Here is a 17,531-nt window from a genome sequence, read left to right on the forward strand (position 1 = left end):
ACAAGTTGCCATAAATAACGGTTTTTCAGTGCAGATCGGACAAAAAGGAGGATCAACCGCCTCTGGAAAACTCCCCCGGCATAACTATGTACCGCCTGATCCTTCACTTGATCGCTTGTAATCGAGCCCGGACGCCAACGCCCCGAGCGATGCGCAGTTCATCGACAATCAAGAGAAGACTCTCATGCAAACGATCACTCCCGGTGGCCTGTTTCCCCCCACAAACCCTTCCGAAGCCGAACTACATAAAGGTCAGTTGGAAGATTATGAACTCATGCTGTCTGCCCTGCGTGAGCTGCCCACAACAGTCAATCTGAGCAACTTAATATCGACAGGGCTTTTTTCACCGTTACATAGGGTGAGTGAGGATGGGCTTAATGCTCTATGGCATGTGTTGCGTGATCGAGACTACATAGACATGTGCACAACACACCAAATAAAGCAGGGCGACCTGAGCGTCACCCTTGAAGAGGGCAAGTATGTTTATCAAGGCTGGAGTAACGAGGGCCACAAAGTCACTTTGGAACTGACGCAGAAGGCAAGTTGGCAAGTACTCAAACCCCGGATCGAACGGGCAGCCACTTTATTGGGCGGGCAGATCAACTCTAACCGTACTATCAGCCTGGGCAGGATGTGCGGGTTTTACGGTCTCGTGCCGTGGAGGCCGCGACACCTGCAGGAACATCCGGCCGCGATACAGGCCCTGCAAGAAAAAATAGCCAGCCATCATCTGAGACTGGAGGACGACTTCGACATTCTGGCGCTTAGACGACGTCCCACCGATAAAGATCGTGCCGCATTCCGGACCAGTCGACGTAATGCGTCCGATTCTGCACTGATTGATACACAGCAAATACACGGCCGGCGTCTCTGGACAGTGAAGCCAAACTGATCAGCGTGATCCGCGGGAAATACCCGGATCGCGAAATGATGCAGTCAGTCAATATCGCCACGACCATGCCGCCGTGCAACAGCTGCTCGGTCGTGGTCAAAGAGTTCGGATACGACGGTGGGCAGAACGCGCTGGAAGTGATGTGGAAATGACTTACAACTGCTGGAGATGCCCATAAAGCTTGGCGTACAACCCACCATCGGCAATCAATTGCTGATGGTCGCCATCCTCGGCGATGCGCCCGCCGTCGAACACCAGCACGCGGTCGGCCTGCTTCACTGCTGACAAGCGGTGGGCAATGATCAGGGTCGTGCGTTCGCTGAGGAATCGCGTCAGCGCCTCGTGCAGGTTGTATTCAGTGGCGGCGTCCAGCGCGGAGGTGGCTTCGTCGAGAATCACCACTTTGGGTTGGGCCAGGACCATCCGGGCAATAGCCAGGCGCTGGCGCTGGCCACCGGACAAGCGCACGCCGGAGCGGCCGACGACACTGTCCAGGCCCTGGGGCAAGGCGCGAACGGTGCCATCGAGCTGAGCGATTTCCAGGGCCTGCCAGCACGCTTCGTCGCTGCGTTCGCGGCCCATGGTCAGGTTGGCGCGCACGGTGTCGTTGAACAACGCCGGATGCTGCAGCACCACGGCGACATTTTCCCGCACGGTTTCCAGGCCGATCTCTTGTTGCGTCGCACCACCAAAGCGAATCGTCCCGGCCAGCGGCGTGTACAAACCCAGCAGCAACTGCACCAGAGTACTTTTGCCGCCACCGCTGGCGCCGACAATCGCGACTTTTTCACCGGGGGCGATGGACAGGTTCATCTGGTCCAGCACCAGTTCGTCGCCGTAGCTGAAACTCAAGCCTTGAACGTCGATGCCCACGGTGTTGCGCCCCTGGAATGGGTCGATGCCACCGGGGTATTGCGGCTCATCGGCCCGGGCCAGCAACTCGTTGATCCGCGACAGCGCGCCACCGGCGGCGTAGTAGGCATATTGCAGATTCAGCAACTGCTCCACCGGACCGATCATGAACCACAGGTAGCTGAACACCGCGAGCATCTGACCGATGGACAGGTCGGAAAACAGCACCGTGAGCATCGCCGCCGCGCGAAAAATATCGATGCCGAACTGAAACAGCAAGCCGCTGGCTCGGTTCGAGGCGTCGGTTTTCCACTGAGAGTTCACCGCGTAATCGCGCACTTCCCGGGCGCGCTGACCGAGGCGTCCGAGGAAGAATCCCTGCCGGTTGCCGGCCCGCACTTCCTGAATCGAATCCAGGGTTTCGGTCAATGCCTGGGTGAAGCGCGAAGTGCTGTCGTTTTCGAGTTTCTTCAGGTGTTTGACCCGTTTGCCCAACTGCACTGTGGCGTAGATCACCAGCGGGTTGAACAGCATGATCAGCAGCGCCAGCTTCCAATGCATCCAGATCAGGATGCTCGCGGTGCCGACCAGGGTCAGCATCGCCACGAGGAAACGACTGAGGGTTTCGCCGACGAATTTGTCCAGGGTATCGAGGTCGGTGACCAGGTGTGTGGTCACTGTGCCGCTGCCCAAACTTTCGTATTCACCCAGGGAAATCCGCTTGAGCCGTTCGATCAGCCGCACGCGAATCCGATAAACGATGTCCTTGGCCAGCGCCGCAAACAACTTCGCCTGCACCACGTTGAACAGCAACGCGCCACAGCGCAGGACAAAGGTCACCAGCAGCATCAGGCCGATGTAGCCGGCGGCTTTCTGCCAGGCATCAGGCAGTGCGTGGTTCATGACCTTCAGGGCGGAATCGCCGTGGCCCAGCAGCACTTCGTCCACCAGTAACGGCAGAAGCAAAGGTATTGGCACGCTGCACAGGGTCGCCAGAACGGCCACGCCGTTGGCGATCCACAGGGATTTTTTGTGATGCAGGGCCAAGCGGCGGATTTCTGCCCAGCTCAGTCGATCGACTCGCGGGGCTGCGGGTGCGTCATCGGGCAAATCATGCACAGGCAGCGCGCTCCAGCCAGCGGCCGAGCAGCGGTGACAGTTCACTCAAGGGTTGATAGCCGTTGGTCAGCAGCGCCAGTTGCCCGTCGCGTTCGGCGAGCAAGGTCGGGAACCCGGCGATGCCCAGGTCCTGGACCCAGGTGAAATCGGCCGCGGTCGCGGCGTGCTGATCGGCGCGATCAAATGCAGCGGCGAATTCGATGCGCGGTAAACCGGCCTGTTCCGCCAACTCCACCAGCACGCTGGCGTGGGTGACATCGCGCCCCTCAGCGTAGAACGCATGCTGAATCAGCCCCATCAGCTTCCACGCACAATCCGGCGCCAGGTTGCGCGCCGTGACCAAGGCCCGGCAAGCGGGCTCGGTGTCGTAGACAAAACCGTCGGGCAAGGCGCCTTCGGTTTTGAACGGCTGGCCGGTGGCCTCGGTGACCGCCTGCCAGTGCTCAAGAATGTAGCGCCGAGTGGTCGGCTCCAGTGCCGCGCCGCTGCCGGTGCGCAAGCCGCCCACCACCAGATGCAATTCCACGCCCGCTGCCTGTGCCTGCTCGACCAGCGCTTCGGCCACCGGCGCGAAGCCCCAGCACCAGGAACACATCGGGTCCATCACATAGAGCAGGCGGCGAGCAGACATGGATTCAAGCCTCGGAAGGGGTTTGCTTGTAGTTGTAACCGATCGGGTGCGGCAAATTGCGCGCCTTGGCCAGTTCGATCTGCTTCTGCCGATCGATGGCGCTGCGACGGGTTTTCTCGCTCAGCTTATCCCAGCAATGCGGGCAACTGATGCCGGCCACGTAGTGCTCGGATGCGCGGTCTTCGACGCTGATCGGTGTACGACAGGCATGACATTGATCGTAGTCGCCTTCGCTCAAGTCGTGGCGCACGGTCACGCGGTTATCGAACACGAAGCAGTCGCCCTGCCACTTGGTCTCTTCCTGCGGCACCTCTTCGAGGTACTTCAGAATCCCGCCCTTGAGGTGATAGACCTCGTCGAAACCCTGGCTGAGCATGTAGCTCGAAGCCTTCTCGCAACGAATGCCACCGGTGCAGAACATCGCGACTTTCTTGTGCACGGCCGGGTCGAAGTGTTCTTTGATGTAGTCAGGGAATTCGCGAAAACTGGTGGTTTTCGGATCGATGGCGCCTTCAAAGGTGCCGATCGCGACTTCGTAGTCGTTGCGGGTGTCGATCAACAGGACTTCCGGGTCGCTGATCAGCGCGTTCCAGTTCTCTGGATCGACGTAGGTGCCGACGGCTTTGTTCGGGTCCACGCCTTCGACGCCGAGGGTGACGATTTCTTTCTTGAGCTTGACCTTGGTGCGGTAGAACGGCTGGTCATCGCAGTACGATTCTTTGTGATCGATATCGTCCATGCGCGGGTCGTTCTTGAGCCAGGCCATCAGCCCGTCAATGCCTTCGCGGCTGCCGGACACGGTGCCGTTGATGCCTTCTTCGGCGATCAGCAGGGTGCCTTTGACGCCGTTGTCGACCATCGCTTGCAGCAATGGCTCACGCATTTCGACGTAGTTTTCCAGGGTGACGAACTTATACAGTGCCGCCACGACAATCTGTTGTGTCATGGGTGATTCTCCAGGTGGCTACCCTCGTAAGGGGTGAACCGGATGCGAAAAAAAACGCGCCGGGTGAGCGGCGCGTTGCGGATTTTAGCAAGAAAGCAGCTTCGAGCGGCAAGCTTCAAGCGGCAAGTTGAAGCAGGGCGCCGTAATCTTGCAGCTTGAAGCTGCTTTTTACTGCTTTCCTCCAGCACAGGTCGGTGAGGCCGGAGCCGCATCCATCTGTGCCCATTCTTCAGGCGTGTAGGTATGCAGCGCCAACGCATGAAACTCACCCATCAGCTCGCCCAGAGTGCCGTAGACCTTCTGGTGACGCTTGACGCGATTGAGCCCCTCGAACTGCTGGCTGACCACCACGGCCTTGAAGTGAGTCTGCAACCCACGGCTGTGCATGTGGCTTTCATCCAGCACCTGCAGGTGCTGGGGCTGCAGCAGCCCCAAGGTCGATTCAATGCGTTGTTGCATGGTCATACCCGACTCCGCTTAAGGCTTTTTCTTGACGGCAGGAGCAGCGGCGCCTTTCGGCTCCAGCTCGGCGGTCATATCAGCCAGCAGTTTGTTGACCACAGGTACTGCGCTTTCGAGCTTGGCCTGGGTCATCTGGGCCGATTGCTGAGTCAGCTGCGGCATTTTTTCCAGGACTTTTTTACCCAGTGGCGACTGGTAGAACGCGACCAGGTCCTTGAGCTCGGATTCGCTGAAGTTGGTGGTGTAGAGCTTGACCATGTCAGGTTTCAGCTTGTTCCAGCCAATGGCTTGGTCCAGAGCGGCGTTGGCCTTGGCCTGGTAGGTTTCCAGCAGGGCTTTTTTCGATTCAGGGGCTTTGGTCTGTTCAAAGCGCTGAGCGAACATTTGCTGCACTTGCATGTACACCGGAGTGCCCAATTTGTCAGCGTGCGCCAGGGTCAGGAAAGCTTCGGCACTGGCGTTGTGGCTGGCGGTATCGGCAAAAACCTGGCCGCTGGCGCAAACCAGTGCAACCGCGGTACAGATGGCACGAAGACGAGTCATCGAGTTTCCTTTTCTAGCAGGCGAGGTCGTTACCCCAAGGACGACCATTCTGCACCTAAAAAAGTGTGTCACTCAACCCCAAGCCTTATCGGGCCTGATTTAGAGGGGTTAAAGGGGCAAAAACCAGACTGATGGAACCACAGCGGCCGAACACGGCCTAAACTGCGCAATCAGACCTACAGGAGTGTGAGCGATGAGCCGTATCGAAACCGACAGCCTTGGTGAAGTGAACGTCCCGGATGAGGCCTACTGGGGCGCTCAGACCCAACGTTCGCTGATCAACTTCGCCATCGGTCAGGAACGCATGCCTCTGGCGGTGTTGCACGCCCTGGCGCTGATCAAGAAGGCCGCGGCCCGGGTCAATGACCGCAATGGCGACGTGCCCGCCGACATCGCCCGGCTGATCGAGCAAGCCGCCGACGAAGTACTCGACGGCAGCCATGACGACCAGTTCCCGCTGGTGGTCTGGCAGACCGGCAGCGGCACTCAGAGCAACATGAACGTCAACGAAGTGATTGCCGGTCGCGCCAACGAACTGGCCGGCAACGCCCGCGGCGGCAAGTCGCCGGTGCACCCCAACGATCACGTCAACCGCTCCCAGAGTTCCAACGATTGCTTCCCCACCGCCATGCACATCGCCACCGTCCAGGCCGTGCAGCAGAACTTGTTGCCGGCGATCAGCGAATTGTCTGGCGGGCTGGCCGAGCTGTCGGCACGGCACATGAAACTGGTCAAGACCGGCCGCACCCACATGATGGACGCCACGCCGATCACCTTCGGCCAGGAGGTTTCGGCGTTTATCGCGCAGCTGGATTACGCCGAACGGGCGATCCGCAGCGCCGTGCCGCAGGTCTGTGAACTGGCCCAGGGCGGCACGGCGGTTGGCACCGGGCTCAATTCGCCCCACGGTTTTGGCGAAGCGATCGCCGCTGAACTGGCGGCACTCTCCGGCCTGCCGTTCGTCACTGCGCCAAACAAATTCGCGGCCCTCGCCGGCCATGAACCGCTGACCACGCTGTCGGGGGCGCTGAAGACTCTCGCTGTGACCCTGATGAAAATCGCCAACGACTTGCGCTTGCTCGGTTCCGGGCCGCGCGCCGGTTTCGCCGAAGTGAAGCTGCCGGCCAACGAGCCGGGCAGTTCGATCATGCCCGGCAAGGTCAACCCGACCCAGTGCGAAGCCCTGTCGATGCTCGCGTGCCAGGTGATGGGCAACGACGTCGCCATCGGGTTTGCCGCGAGCCAGGGTCACCTGCAATTGAACGTGTTCAAACCGGTGATCATCCACAACCTGCTGCAATCGATTCGCCTGCTGGCCGATGGTTGCAGCAACTTCCAGCAGCATTGCATCGCCGGGCTGGAACCGGATGCCGAGAAAATGGCGGAACACCTGGAACGTGGCTTGATGTTGGTGACCGCGTTGAACCCGCACATTGGTTACGACAAGTCGGCAGAGATTGCCAAGAAGGCCTATGCCGAAGGGCTGACCTTGCGTGAGGCGGCGTTGCAGTTGGGGTATCTGACTGATGAACAGTTCGATGCCTGGGTGCGGCCGGAGAATATGCTGGAGGCGGGCGCCAAGGGCTGAGCGTCCTGCTCTGATCGTTCCCACGCTCTGCGTGGGAATGCCTCACTGGACACTCTGCGTCCGCTTCAAAAGGGACGCGGAGCGTCCCGGGCTGCATTCCCACGCAGAGCGTGTGAACGATCATCTTCAGGCCATTCTTACCCGCCGCGCCCTGAGCCCCGCCATCAACGACGGCCCCAACGCCACCAGCGCCGACCCCAGCACCACCAGCAGCGCCCCGCCATACCCCAGACCATTGATGGTCTCGGCATGCACATACTCCGGCCATGCCCACGCCGCCACGGCCACCGCAACAAATGTCACCAGCGGCGTAATCGCCAGCGTCGCACTGACCCGCGAAGCCTCCCAGTGCGCCAGCGCTTCGGCGAACGCGCCATAGGCGATCAACGTATTCATGCAGCACGCCAGCAGCAACCAGCCTTGTCGCGGACTCAGACTCAGCGCCTCCAAAGGATGCACCCACGGCGTCAGCAGCAGCGCGCAGAACAGGTAGATCACCATCATCACCTGCAACGAATTCCACACCGTCAGCAATTGCTTCTGGCCCAGGGCGTAGAAGGTCCAGACCGTGGACGCCGCCAACACCATCAACACGCCAGCGGTGTAGTCAGTCAGGGAAGTGAGCAATTCACTCAGGCGCTGATTGAAAAACAGCCCGAAACCGATCAGCAGCACCAACAGGCCAATGCCCTGCCCCACGCTGAAACGCTCCTTGAACACAAACAGACTGGCGATCAGCAACATGATCGGGCCCATTTGCACCACCAGTTGCGCAGTACCGGGGCTCAGCAGGTTGAGGCCCATCAGGTACAACACGTAATTGCCCACCAGCCCGAGCACCGCCATCAGCACCAGCCAGCCGCCCCTGGGGCCGAGCACTTTGCGGCTTGGCAGGCGCCGGGTCGCGGCCAGATAAAGGAACAGGCAGCCGCCGGATACCAACAGGCGAAACCAGGTCACCGTCACCGGGTCCATCACCTGCAGCACTTGCTTGAGCTTGATCGGCAAAATGCCCCACAGCAGCGCCGTCAGCAAGGCCAGGAACAGACCGTAAACCCAGCGACCCGATGAAATATGCATGCCGACCCCGAAGCCCAATGACGAGAGCCGTCATTCTAGGCCTGGCACCCGGCGGCACACAGGGACAGTTGCCGCCTAGCCGCGAATGAAACTGTGCAGGTCGCAACGTTAAATTGACGCAGTGCCGTCGATCAGGTCGCCGGGCACCGCAAGTACTTCAGATCTAAGCTCATTAGATCCGTAAACAGGACCTAGCCTCAGGAGATCGCTATGTACGGCATGCGCGCCCAGGACAACGCCCCCGCCACGCACTTTCGCAGTGACCGGATGTGTCGTGTGAATGGGGAGTTGTATTTCAGCACCCGGGAAAACACCCTTGAAGGGCCGTTTGATAACCCCGAGGCGGCGGCGCGGGAGATTCAGGCGTATATCGAGCGGATGCAGCTTCAGAGCAGGAACCGGTAGACCGAGCCGCACCATTCGCGGCAAGCCTCGCGCCTACAAGAGATCGCATTCGCTCGTAGGTGCGAGGCTTGCCGCGAAAGCAAGTGACCAGTCGCTACAAACCTTCCGGTTTCAGCGCACTGCCTCAAACAACCCCGTAGCCCCCATCCCGCCACCGACGCACATGGTCACCACGCCATAGCGCAAATTGCGCCGTTGCAGTTCACGCACGATGTGCCCGACCTGCCGCGACCCGGTCATGCCAAACGGATGACCGATGGAAATCGAACCACCGTTGACGTTGTACTTCGCGCTGTCGATTTCGAGTCGATTGCGGCTGTACAGGCACTGGGAGGCGAACGCTTCGTTGAGCTCCCACAAATCGATATCGGCAATCTGCAACCCCTTGGCCTTGAGCAACTTCGGTACCGAGAACACCGGGCCAATGCCCATTTCATCCGGCGCGCAACCGGCCACGGTAAAACCACGGAAGAACGCTTTGGGCTTCAAGCCCAGCTCCAACGCTTTTTCCAGGCTCATCACCAGCGTCATGGACGCGCCATCCGACAACTGCGACGAATTGCCGGCCGTCACCGAACCGTCCTCGGCAAACACCGGTTTCAAACCGGCGAGGCTTTGCAGGGTGGTGTCCGGGCGGTTGCAGTCATCGTGATCGACCACACCGTCGAGGATCTGTATTTGCCCGGTGGCCTTGTCTTCGACCCGGTACTTGACCGCCATCGGCACAATTTCATCGTCAAACAACCCGGCGGCCTGAGCCTGCGCCGTACGTTGCTGGCTCTGCAATGCGTACAGATCCTGTTCTTCGCGGCTGACGTTGTAACGCCGGGCAACGATTTCGGCGGTTTGGCCCATCGGGAAGTAGATGCCCGGCACCTGCTCCTTGAGCAACGGGTTGATCAAGTTGTCGGTGTAGACGCTTTTCATGGTCAGGCTGATGGACTCGACACCACCGGCAACGATGATGTCGCTGCATCCCGAGGCGATCTGGTTGGCGGCAATCGCGATGGCCTGCAAGCCCGAGGAGCAGAAACGGTTGAGGGTCATGCCAGCGGTGCCGATGCCCAGGTGCGAGAGCACCGCGACATTACGCCCGATGTTGTAACCCTGAGCGCCTTCGTTGGAGCCGGCACCGACAATGCAATCCTCGACACTGGCCGGGTCGATGTCGTTGCGCGTAAGCAGCGCATTGACGCAATGGGCCGCCATGTCGTCCGGGCGGGTCTGATTGAACTTGCCGCGAAAGGATTTGGCCAGGCCGGTCCGTACGCTGTCGACGATCACCACTTCACGCATGGCATACCTCATTGTTGTTGTCGGTTGGGAGTGGACCGAGCATAAGTCCACCCCATTACCGACCGCGACAATCATTCACCTCGCGTATGCGTAACCATCGTCTTACTTCTTGTGCTTCTTCGCCTTCTTGTCGGCTTTTTCGAACGCCTCTTCCAACGCTCGGTTGATCGTGCGCAGCACCTTGACCCGCGCCCAGCGCTTGTCATTGGCTTCCACCAGGGTCCAGGGCGAGATCTCGGTGCTGGTGCGATCGACCATGTCGCCGACGGCGGCGCGGTAAGCGTCCCACTTGTCGCGGTTGCGCCAGTCGTCCTCGGTAATCTTGAAGCGTTTGAACGGGATCTCTTCCCGGGACTGGAAACGTTCCAATTGGGTCTGCTTGTCGATGGCGAGCCAGAATTTGACCACGATGACGTTCGACTCGGCTATCTGCTCTTCGAAATCGTTGATCTCGCTGTAAGCCCGCAGCCAATCCGCTGGCGGGCAGAACCCTTCAATGCGCTCCACCAGGACCCGGCCATACCAGGAACGGTCGAACACCGTGAACTTACCCTTGGCCGGGAGGTGCCGCCAGAACCGCCACAGGTACGGTTGCGCCCGTTCCTCTTCGGTCGGCGCTGCAATGGGGATGATGCTGTACTGACGCGGATCGAGTGCCGCCGCGACCCGGCGAATCGCCCCGCCCTTGCCCGCCGCATCATTGCCTTCGAACACCGCCACCAAGGCGTGCTGACGCATGCGTTTGTCGCGCATCAGGCCGGAGAATCGTGCCTGCTCGGTAATCAACTGTTCTTCGTAATCGTCCTTGTCGAGGTTCTGGGTCAAATCCAGACTGTCGAGCAGGTTCATTTGATCGACATGGATGGGCAACGGCGCGGCGTTGACTTTGTCGGGATGGACCTTGGCTCGCTTCAAGGCATTTTGCAGGCCTTCGAGCAGGATCTGGCCCACCGCCAGACTGCGATAATGCGGGTCAACGCCTTCGATCACATGCCAGGGCGCGTAGTCGCGACTGGTACGGCGCAACACGCGTTCGCCGTACTTGACGAATTTGTCGTAGGTTTCAGATTGCTGCCAATCCAGCGGGCTGATGCGCCAACTGTGCAATGGATCGTCGGCCAGCGCCTTGAGTCGCGCTTTCATTTGTTGCTTGGAGAGATGGAACCAGAACTTGAAGATCAGCGCGCCTTCGTCGCAAAGCATTTTCTCGAAACGCTCGGACTGGTTGATCGCCTGATCCAGCACCGCATTCTTGAACAAGCCATGAACTCGCCCTTGCAGCATCTGGCTGTACCAGTTGCCGAAGAAAATCCCCATTCGGCCCTTGGCCGGGAGCATCCGCCAGTAGCGCCAGGCCGGTGGCCGCGCCAGTTCTTCATCGGTCTGCTGGTCGAAGGTGCGCACCTCGATCAGGCGCGGGTCCATCCATTCGTTGAGCAACTTGACCGTCTCACCCTTGCCGGCGCCTTCGATGCCATTGATCAGAATGATCACTGGAAAACGTTTTTGCTGCTGAAGTTCGAACTGCGCTTCGAGCAAGGCCTCACGCAGGGCCGGCACTTCGGCGTCATAGGTTTCTTTGTCGATGGCGTGACCGATTTCGGCAGATTCGAACATGGGCGGCTCCCTTCCAAGATTGAGCAAGACTAGCGGATTGACCTCTCCAACGGGGGGAGAAGTTCAAGCTTTAAGATCAAAAGATCGCAGCCTTCGGCAGCTCCTACAGTTGTACATCGATCCCCTGTAGGAGCTGCCGAAGGCTGCGATCTTTTGATCTTGCTCTGCATTTTCCTCGCCTTGCCTGGACCAGCCCTTGCCATGGATCAAGCACACACCCGCCGATCAGCTAGAATGCCCGCCTTGCCGCTGCCGAGCCTGCCATGAACCCTGAATTGCCCAACGCCCAGCTCGACTGGGACGACCAGGGACGCCCTTATTCGAGGGTGTTCGATGATGTGTATTTTTCCGACCTGTCCGGGTTGGACGAAACACGCTATGTGTTCATCGAACAAAACCGTCTGAAGGAGCGCTTTGCCGCATTGCCCGCCGACGGTCGACTGGTGATTGGCGAGACCGGTTTCGGCACCGGGTTGAATTTTCTCTGCGCCTGGCAACTGTTCGAAGAGCAGGCCGTGGCCGGCGCGCGATTGCATTTTGTCAGCGTGGAAAAGTACCCGCTGACCGCCCCGGATCTGCAACGGGCGCTGGCGTTGTGGCCAGAGCTCAAGCCGTTCGCCGATCAATTGCTGGCCCAGTACGTGGCCATCCATCAAGGCTTTCAACGGCTGGTGCTGGATAACGGCCGGGTGACCCTGACGTTGCTGATCGGCGATGCGCTGGAACAGTTGCCGCAACTGGATGCGCAGATCGATGCGTGGTTTCTCGATGGTTTCGCCCCGGCGAAAAACCCCGATATGTGGACCGCCGAGCTGTTTGCTGAACTGGCGCGCCTGGCCGCTCCCGACTCGACCATCAGCACCTTTACCAGTACGGGTTGGGTCCGTCGGCTGCTCAACGCGGCGGGCTTCAAGATGAAGCGCACGCCGGGCATCGGCCACAAATGGGAAATCCTGCGGGGCGCCTTTGTCGGCTGGCCTGCCGAGGTGGTAGCACCGACACCTGCCAAGCCTTGGTTCGCTCGCCCTCCCCGACCCGAAGGCGAGCGCCGCGCATTAGTGATTGGCGCCGGCCTGGCCGGTTGTGCCACTGCGGCCAGCCTCGCGGCACGCGGCTGGCAGGTGAGTTTGCTGGAGCGTCATGCCGACATCGCCCAGGAAGCCTCGGGCAATCCGCAAGGCGTGTTGTACCTCAAGTTGTCAGCCCACGGCACCGCGTTGTCGCAATTGATTGTCAGCGGTTTCGGTCATACCCGGCGGGTGCTCGAACAGTTGCATCGCGGCGTCGACTGGGACGGCTGCGGCGTGCTGCAACTGGCGTTCAACGCCAAGGAAGCCGAGCGTCAGGCGCAACTGGCGGCGGCATTCCCCTCGGACTTGCTGCACGTGCTGGATCAATCACAAGCCGAGGCGCGGGCCGGCATTGCCTTGGCTCATGGCGGATTGTTCTATCCCGAGGGTGGTTGGGTTCATCCTCCGGCGCTGTGCCAGTGGCAGGCTTCGCAGCCCAACGTTCAACTGCTGACCCATCGTGATGTACTGGAACTACGCAAGGTCGATGACCAGTGGCAAGCCTGGGACGGCGACACCCTGCTCGCCAGCGCACCGGTGGTAGTGTTGGCCGGCGCCGCCGAGATCAAACGTTTCGAGCAAAGTGCCGACTTGCCGCTCAAACGCATTCGCGGGCAGATCACCCGACTGGCGCAAACCACCGAGAGCCAGAGCCTGGCCACGGTGGTCTGCGCCGAAGGTTATGTGGCACCGGCGCGGCTGGGCGAACATACCCTGGGCGCCAGCTTCGATTTCAACAGCGATGACCTGACACCGACCACCGCCGAGCACCTGGGCAACCTGCAATTGCTGGAAGAGATTTCCAGCGATCTGGTCACTCGCCTGCACGCCGATCAACTCGCCGCTGAACAACTGCAAGGCCGCGCGGCGTTCCGTTGCACCAGCCCCGACTACCTGCCCATCGTCGGTCCGCTCGCCGACGGCCAAGCGTTCAACCAGGCCTATGCCGCCCTGAGCAAGGACGCCCGACAAGTGCCGGACATCCCATGTCCGTGGCTCGACGGCCTGTATGTCAACAGCGGTCACGGCTCACGGGGTTTGATCACTGCTCCGCTGTCCGGCGAGTTGTTGGCCGCCTGGCTGGATAACGAACCGTTGCCCTTGCCACGCAGCGTGGCCGAGGCCTGTCACCCGAACCGCTTTGCCTTGCGGCGGTTGATCCGCGGAGTTTGATCCGGTCACACCTGCGCGATAGCGTAGACACCTGGGTCCGGCACTGCTTCGAGCCGTCACTTGCAGGCTTCGTATAACTATCTACCACCGGGCACACCTCCTGTTGTGCCTGTCACCCGCAAAGCCCTCGCCCCGCTGCTTATAACCGATCGATCTAAAACTCCCGCCAAGCTACCGGGTCAGTTTCAGGGTACCCGCCGTTTTGGCGGGGTATTGATTGACCCTCCCCAACGGAAAAACCGGTAAGGACTTTATGTGCGGATTAGCTGGCGAGTTACGCTTTGATCATCAACCTGCGGACCTCGCGGCCGTTGAACGAATCACCCATCACCTGGCCCCTCGCGGCCCTGATGCGTGGGGCTTTCATAGCCAAGGGCCGATTGCCCTGGGCCATCGTCGCCTGAAAATCATGGACCTGTCGGACGGCTCGGCGCAGCCAATGGTCGATAACCAATTGGGCTTGTCCCTCGCCTTCAACGGCGCGATCTACAACTTCCCGGAGCTGCGCACCGAACTTGAAACGCTCGGTTATGCCTTTTATTCCGGTGGCGACACCGAAGTGCTGCTCAAGGGCTATCACGCCTGGGGCGAAGCGCTGCTGCCCAAGCTCAACGGCATGTTCGCCTTCGCCATTTGGGAACGTGACGCCAAACGCCTGTTCCTCGCCCGCGACCGTCTCGGCGTCAAGCCGCTGTACCTGTCGCGCACCGGCCAGCGCCTGCGCTTTGCCTCGGCGTTGCCGGCGTTGCTCAAAGGTGGCGATATCAACCCGATGCTCGACCCAGTGGCGCTCAACCATTACCTGAATTTCCACGCGGTGGTCCCGGCGCCGCGCACCTTGATCGCCGGCATCGAAAAACTGCCCCCAGCGACCTGGATGCGCATCGAGTCCGACGGGACCACCGAGCAGAAAACCTGGTGGACCCTGCCCTATGGTCCCCACGCCGACGAGATGAACCTGACCCTGGAAGACTGGCGTGACCGCGTGCTCGACAGCACTCGCGACGCGGTAGCGATCCGTCAACGCGCCGCCGTCGATGTCGGCGTGCTGCTTTCCGGCGGTGTCGATTCGAGCATGCTGGTCGGCCTGTTGCGTGAAGTCGGCGTGGAAAACCTCTCGACCTTTTCCATCGGTTTCCAGGATGCCGGTGGCGAGCGCGGCGACGAGTTCCAGTATTCGGACCTGATCGCCAAGCACTACGGCACCCAACATCATCAACTGCGCATCCAGGAGAGCGAGATCATCGAGCAGTTGCCCGCGGCGTTTCGCGCCATGAGCGAGCCGATGGTCAGCCATGACTGCATTGCTTTCTATCTGTTGTCCCGAGAAGTGGCCAAGCACTGCAAAGTGGTGCAGAGCGGCCAGGGCGCGGACGAGTTGTTTGCCGGTTATCACTGGTATCCGCAAGTGGACGGCGCGGCGGATCCGTACACGGCGTATCGCGATGCGTTTTTCGATCGCAGTTACGAGGACTATGCCGCCACTGTGCAGCCGAAATGGCTGACGGCGAATGACGCCGCCGGTGACTTCGTGAAGGAACATTTTGCACAACCCGGCGCTGATGCGGCGGTGGACAAAGCCCTGCGTCTGGACAGCACGATCATGCTGGTGGACGACCCGGTCAAACGCGTCGACAACATGACCATGGCCTGGGGCCTGGAAGCGCGTACGCCGTTTCTCGACTATCGCCTGGTGGAATTGTCGGCCCGGGTGCCGGGCAAATTCAAACTGCCGGATGGCGGCAAGCAAGTCCTGAAAGAAGCAGCGCGATTGGTCATTCCAAGCGAAGTGATCGACCGTAAAAAGGGCTACTTCCCGGTGCCCGGTCTCAAACATTTACAAGGCGACACACTGAACTGGGTACGCGAACTGCTGCTCGATCCGAGTCAGGATCGCGGTCTGTTCAACCCGGCCATGCTGGATCGCCTGCTGACCGACCCGCAAGGCCAGTTGACCCCGTTGCGCGGCTCCAAACTGTGGCAATTGGCGGCGCTGAACCTGTGGCTCAGTGAACAAGGAATCTGATCGATGAAACCCCACGCCACGGCTTACAGCCAACGCTTGTTGCGCGGTCAGGCCCCCTCCTACGAACGCTTGCAGGCGCGGCTGGCAGAAGACGGCAGCGAATTGAACACGGCGCCGATTGCGGTGCATTGCGGTTGGGGCCGGCTGCTGATCGGGCATACCTTTCCCGATGCCGGGAGCATCGCGCAGGAGTTGCTCAACGAGCAGCCCGGCGAGCGCGACATCGCACTCTATGTTGCTGCGCCCCAGCAAGTGCTGGGGCTGGAACCGGCGCAGTTGTTCCTTGACCCGTCCGACACCTTGCGCCTGTGGTTCAGCGATTATCGCCCGTCGACCCGGGTGTTTCGCGGCTTCCGCATTCGCCGGGCGCAAAGCGATTCGGATTGGCAGGCGATCAATCAGCTGTACCAGGCCCGCGGCATGTTGCCGATTGACGCGTCGTTGTTGACCCCGCGTCATCAGGGCGGCCCGGTGTATTGGCTGGCGGAAGACGAGGACAGCGGCGCGATCATCGGCAGCGTGATGGGCCTCAATCATCACAAGGCCTACAACGACCCGGAAAACGGCAGCAGCCTCTGGTGCCTGGCCGTTGATCCTCATTGCTCGCGGCCCGGCGTTGGCGAAGTGCTGGTGCGGCACTTGATCGAACACTTCATGAGTCGTGGGCTGAGTTACCTCGACCTGTCGGTATTGCACGACAACCGCCAGGCGAAAAGTCTCTACGCCAAACTCGGTTTTCGTAACCTTTCAACCTTCGCCATCAAGCGCAAGAACGGCATTAATCAGCCGTTGTTTCTCGGGCCGGGCCCGGAAGCCGAGTTCAATCCCTATGCGCGGATCATTGTCGAGGAGGCTCATCGGCGTGGCATCGACGTGCAGGTCGATGACGCCGACGCCGGGATGTTTACCCTCAGCCACGGCGGGCGCCGGGTACGTTGCCGCGAATCCCTGAGCGACCTGACCAGCGCCATCAGCATGAGCCTGTGCCAGGACAAGAGCCTGACGCACAAGGTGTTGAAAGCGGCCGGTCTGAACCTTCCCTCCCAGCAACTGGCCGGTAATGCCGACGACAACCTGGCGTTTCTCGACGAGCACGAACGGGTGGTGGTCAAACCGCTGGACGGTGAACAGGGTCAGGGCGTGGCGGTGGATTTGCAGACCATCGAAGAAGTCCAGCAAGCCATCGAAGCGGCTCGCAAGTTCGATACCCGCGTGTTGCTCGAAAGTTTTCACGAAGGCCTGGATTTGCGGATTGTGGTGATCGGTTTTGAAGTGGTCGCCGCCGCGATTCGCCGGCCGGCGGAAGTGGTCGGCGATGGTCAGCATTCTATCGGTGCGCTGATCGAAGCCCAGAGCCGGCGGCGTCAGGCGGCCACCGGCGGTGAAAGCAAGATCCCGCTGGATCACGAGACCCAACGCACCTTGCAGGCGGCGGGATACGACTACAACAGCATCCTGCCGGCGGGCGAGCATCTGTTCGTACGGCGCACAGCGAATCTTCATACCGGCGGCGTGCTGGAGGATGTCACCGCGATACTCCACCCGACCCTGGTGGATGCCGCTGTGCGGGCGGCGCGGGCGCTGGATATCCCGATGGTCGGGCTCGACCTGATGGTGCCGGCCGCCGACCAGCCGGAGTATGTGTTTATCGAAGCCAATGAACGCGCGGGCCTGGCCAACCATGAACCGCAGCCGACGGCGGAGCGGTTTGTGGATTTGTTGTTTCCGCATAGTCAGCCGGCGGTTTAACCCCCTTCATGATCGTTCCCACGCTCGGCGTGGGAATGACTCCTCGGACGCTCCGCGTCCGGTCTTGGGACGCAGAGCGTCC

At 60.5% G+C, this 17,531-nt stretch carries 14 protein-coding genes; 6 read left to right on the plus strand and 8 right to left on the minus strand.

Features of this window, described 5'->3' with window-relative positions; genetic code table 11:
* Positions 1-184: 184 nt before the first annotated feature.
* A complete protein-coding gene (locus tag ACA071_RS22700; protein WP_497641216.1) occupies positions 185-892 on the plus strand; it encodes a hypothetical protein in 708 nt (235 codons plus the stop codon).
* A 153-nt stretch (positions 893-1,045) separates the two neighbouring features.
* Here the strand turns inward: ACA071_RS22700 and ACA071_RS22705 are convergent, their stop codons facing one another.
* The 5 genes from ACA071_RS22705 to ACA071_RS22725 form a co-directional block, all read right to left on the minus strand.
* Positions 1,046-2,863 carry an ABC transporter ATP-binding protein gene (locus ACA071_RS22705; protein ID WP_497641217.1) on the minus strand — a complete coding sequence of 606 codons (1,818 nt, stop codon included), beginning with the start codon at positions 2,861-2,863 and terminating at the stop codon, positions 1,046-1,048.
* Positions 2,856-3,458 carry a DsbA family protein gene (locus ACA071_RS22710; RefSeq protein ID WP_497645373.1) on the minus strand — a complete coding sequence of 201 codons (603 nt, stop codon included), beginning with the start codon at positions 3,456-3,458 and terminating at the stop codon, positions 2,856-2,858. Before ACA071_RS22710 ends, ACA071_RS22705 begins: the two co-directional genes overlap by 8 nt.
* 40 nt (positions 3,459-3,498) lie before the next feature.
* Positions 3,499-4,440 carry an oxygen-dependent tRNA uridine(34) hydroxylase TrhO gene (gene trhO, locus ACA071_RS22715; protein ID WP_497641218.1) on the minus strand — a complete coding sequence of 314 codons (942 nt, stop codon included), beginning with the start codon at positions 4,438-4,440 and terminating at the stop codon, positions 3,499-3,501.
* 168 nt (positions 4,441-4,608) lie between these two features.
* Complete coding sequence (locus ACA071_RS22720) at positions 4,609-4,905, minus strand: BolA family protein (RefSeq protein ID WP_497641219.1); 297 nt, start codon at positions 4,903-4,905, stop codon at positions 4,609-4,611.
* 12 nt (positions 4,906-4,917) lie between these two features.
* Positions 4,918-5,445, minus strand: coding sequence for a DUF2059 domain-containing protein (locus tag ACA071_RS22725; RefSeq protein WP_475268110.1), 528 nt, complete (start codon positions 5,443-5,445; stop codon positions 4,918-4,920).
* 193 nt (positions 5,446-5,638) lie between these two features.
* On the opposite strand from ACA071_RS22725, the gene ACA071_RS22730 reads away from it, so the two are divergent.
* The gene (locus ACA071_RS22730) at positions 5,639-7,033 is read left to right on the plus strand and encodes a class II fumarate hydratase (protein ID WP_497641220.1); all 1,395 of its coding nucleotides are present in this window, start codon (positions 5,639-5,641) and stop codon (positions 7,031-7,033) included.
* Between the two features lie 126 nt (positions 7,034-7,159).
* On the opposite strand, the gene ACA071_RS22735 is transcribed toward ACA071_RS22730, so the two are convergent.
* A complete protein-coding gene (locus tag ACA071_RS22735; protein ID WP_497641221.1) occupies positions 7,160-8,113 on the minus strand; it encodes a DMT family transporter in 954 nt (317 codons plus the stop codon).
* 210 nt (positions 8,114-8,323) lie between these two features.
* Here ACA071_RS22735 and ACA071_RS22740 point away from each other — a divergent pair, with 210 nt between their 5' ends.
* Entirely contained in the window at positions 8,324-8,518 is a 195-nt protein-coding gene (locus tag ACA071_RS22740) for a DUF6316 family protein (protein ID WP_497641222.1), read from the plus strand.
* A gap of 111 nt (positions 8,519-8,629) precedes the next feature.
* Here the strand turns inward: ACA071_RS22740 and ACA071_RS22745 are convergent, their stop codons facing one another.
* Positions 8,630-9,814 (minus strand): thiolase family protein, encoded by a 1,185-nt coding sequence (locus tag ACA071_RS22745; RefSeq protein WP_497641223.1) that lies wholly within the window; start codon positions 9,812-9,814, stop codon positions 8,630-8,632.
* A 102-nt stretch (positions 9,815-9,916) separates the two neighbouring features.
* On the minus strand, positions 9,917-11,431 hold the full coding sequence (gene pap, locus ACA071_RS22750) for a polyphosphate:AMP phosphotransferase (RefSeq protein ID WP_497641224.1): 1,515 nt from the start codon (positions 11,429-11,431) through the stop codon (positions 9,917-9,919).
* Between the two features lie 263 nt (positions 11,432-11,694).
* Here pap and mnmC point away from each other — a divergent pair, with 263 nt between their 5' ends.
* The 3 genes from mnmC to ngg all read left to right on the plus strand — a co-directional run bounded on the left by mnmC (position 11,695) and on the right by ngg (position 17,449).
* Entirely contained in the window at positions 11,695-13,674 is a 1,980-nt protein-coding gene (mnmC, locus tag ACA071_RS22755; protein WP_497641225.1) for a bifunctional tRNA (5-methylaminomethyl-2-thiouridine)(34)-methyltransferase MnmC2/FAD-dependent 5-carboxymethylaminomethyl-2-thiouridine(34) oxidoreductase MnmC1, read from the plus strand.
* Positions 13,675-13,927: 253 nt separating this feature from the next.
* Positions 13,928-15,700, plus strand: a complete 1,773-nt coding sequence (locus tag ACA071_RS22760; RefSeq protein ID WP_497641226.1) for an N-acetylglutaminylglutamine amidotransferase — start codon at positions 13,928-13,930, stop codon at positions 15,698-15,700.
* Between the two features lie 3 nt (positions 15,701-15,703).
* Positions 15,704-17,449 carry an N-acetylglutaminylglutamine synthetase gene (gene ngg, locus ACA071_RS22765; RefSeq protein ID WP_497641227.1) on the plus strand — a complete coding sequence of 582 codons (1,746 nt, stop codon included), beginning with the start codon at positions 15,704-15,706 and terminating at the stop codon, positions 17,447-17,449.
* Positions 17,450-17,531 lie beyond the last annotated feature (82 nt).

It is taken from the genome of Pseudomonas sp. LBUM1646, assembly GCF_059716165.1.

What these genes read in the sequence shown, in the direction of transcription:
- ACA071_RS22700 (WP_497641216.1), top strand. Translation starts at nt 185, where the DNA reads ATGCAAACGATCACTCCCGGTGGCCTGTTTCCCCCCACAAACCCTTCC.
- ACA071_RS22710 (WP_497645373.1), bottom strand. Translation starts at nt 3,458, where the DNA reads ATGTGTTCCTGGTGCTGGGGCTTCGCGCCGGTGGCCGAAGCGCTGGTC.
- trhO (WP_497641218.1), bottom strand. Translation starts at nt 4,440, where the DNA reads ATGACACAACAGATTGTCGTGGCGGCACTGTATAAGTTCGTCACCCTG.
- ACA071_RS22720 (WP_497641219.1), bottom strand. Translation starts at nt 4,905, where the DNA reads ATGACCATGCAACAACGCATTGAATCGACCTTGGGGCTGCTGCAGCCC.
- ACA071_RS22725 (WP_475268110.1), bottom strand. Translation starts at nt 5,445, where the DNA reads ATGACTCGTCTTCGTGCCATCTGTACCGCGGTTGCACTGGTTTGCGCC.
- ACA071_RS22730 (WP_497641220.1), top strand. Translation starts at nt 5,639, where the DNA reads ATGAGCCGTATCGAAACCGACAGCCTTGGTGAAGTGAACGTCCCGGAT.
- ACA071_RS22735 (WP_497641221.1), bottom strand. Translation starts at nt 8,113, where the DNA reads ATGCATATTTCATCGGGTCGCTGGGTTTACGGTCTGTTCCTGGCCTTG.
- ACA071_RS22740 (WP_497641222.1), top strand. Translation starts at nt 8,324, where the DNA reads ATGTACGGCATGCGCGCCCAGGACAACGCCCCCGCCACGCACTTTCGC.
- ACA071_RS22745 (WP_497641223.1), bottom strand. Translation starts at nt 9,814, where the DNA reads ATGCGTGAAGTGGTGATCGTCGACAGCGTACGGACCGGCCTGGCCAAA.
- pap (WP_497641224.1), bottom strand. Translation starts at nt 11,431, where the DNA reads ATGTTCGAATCTGCCGAAATCGGTCACGCCATCGACAAAGAAACCTAT.
- mnmC (WP_497641225.1), top strand. Translation starts at nt 11,695, where the DNA reads ATGAACCCTGAATTGCCCAACGCCCAGCTCGACTGGGACGACCAGGGA.
- ACA071_RS22760 (WP_497641226.1), top strand. Translation starts at nt 13,928, where the DNA reads ATGTGCGGATTAGCTGGCGAGTTACGCTTTGATCATCAACCTGCGGAC.
- ngg (WP_497641227.1), top strand. Translation starts at nt 15,704, where the DNA reads ATGAAACCCCACGCCACGGCTTACAGCCAACGCTTGTTGCGCGGTCAG.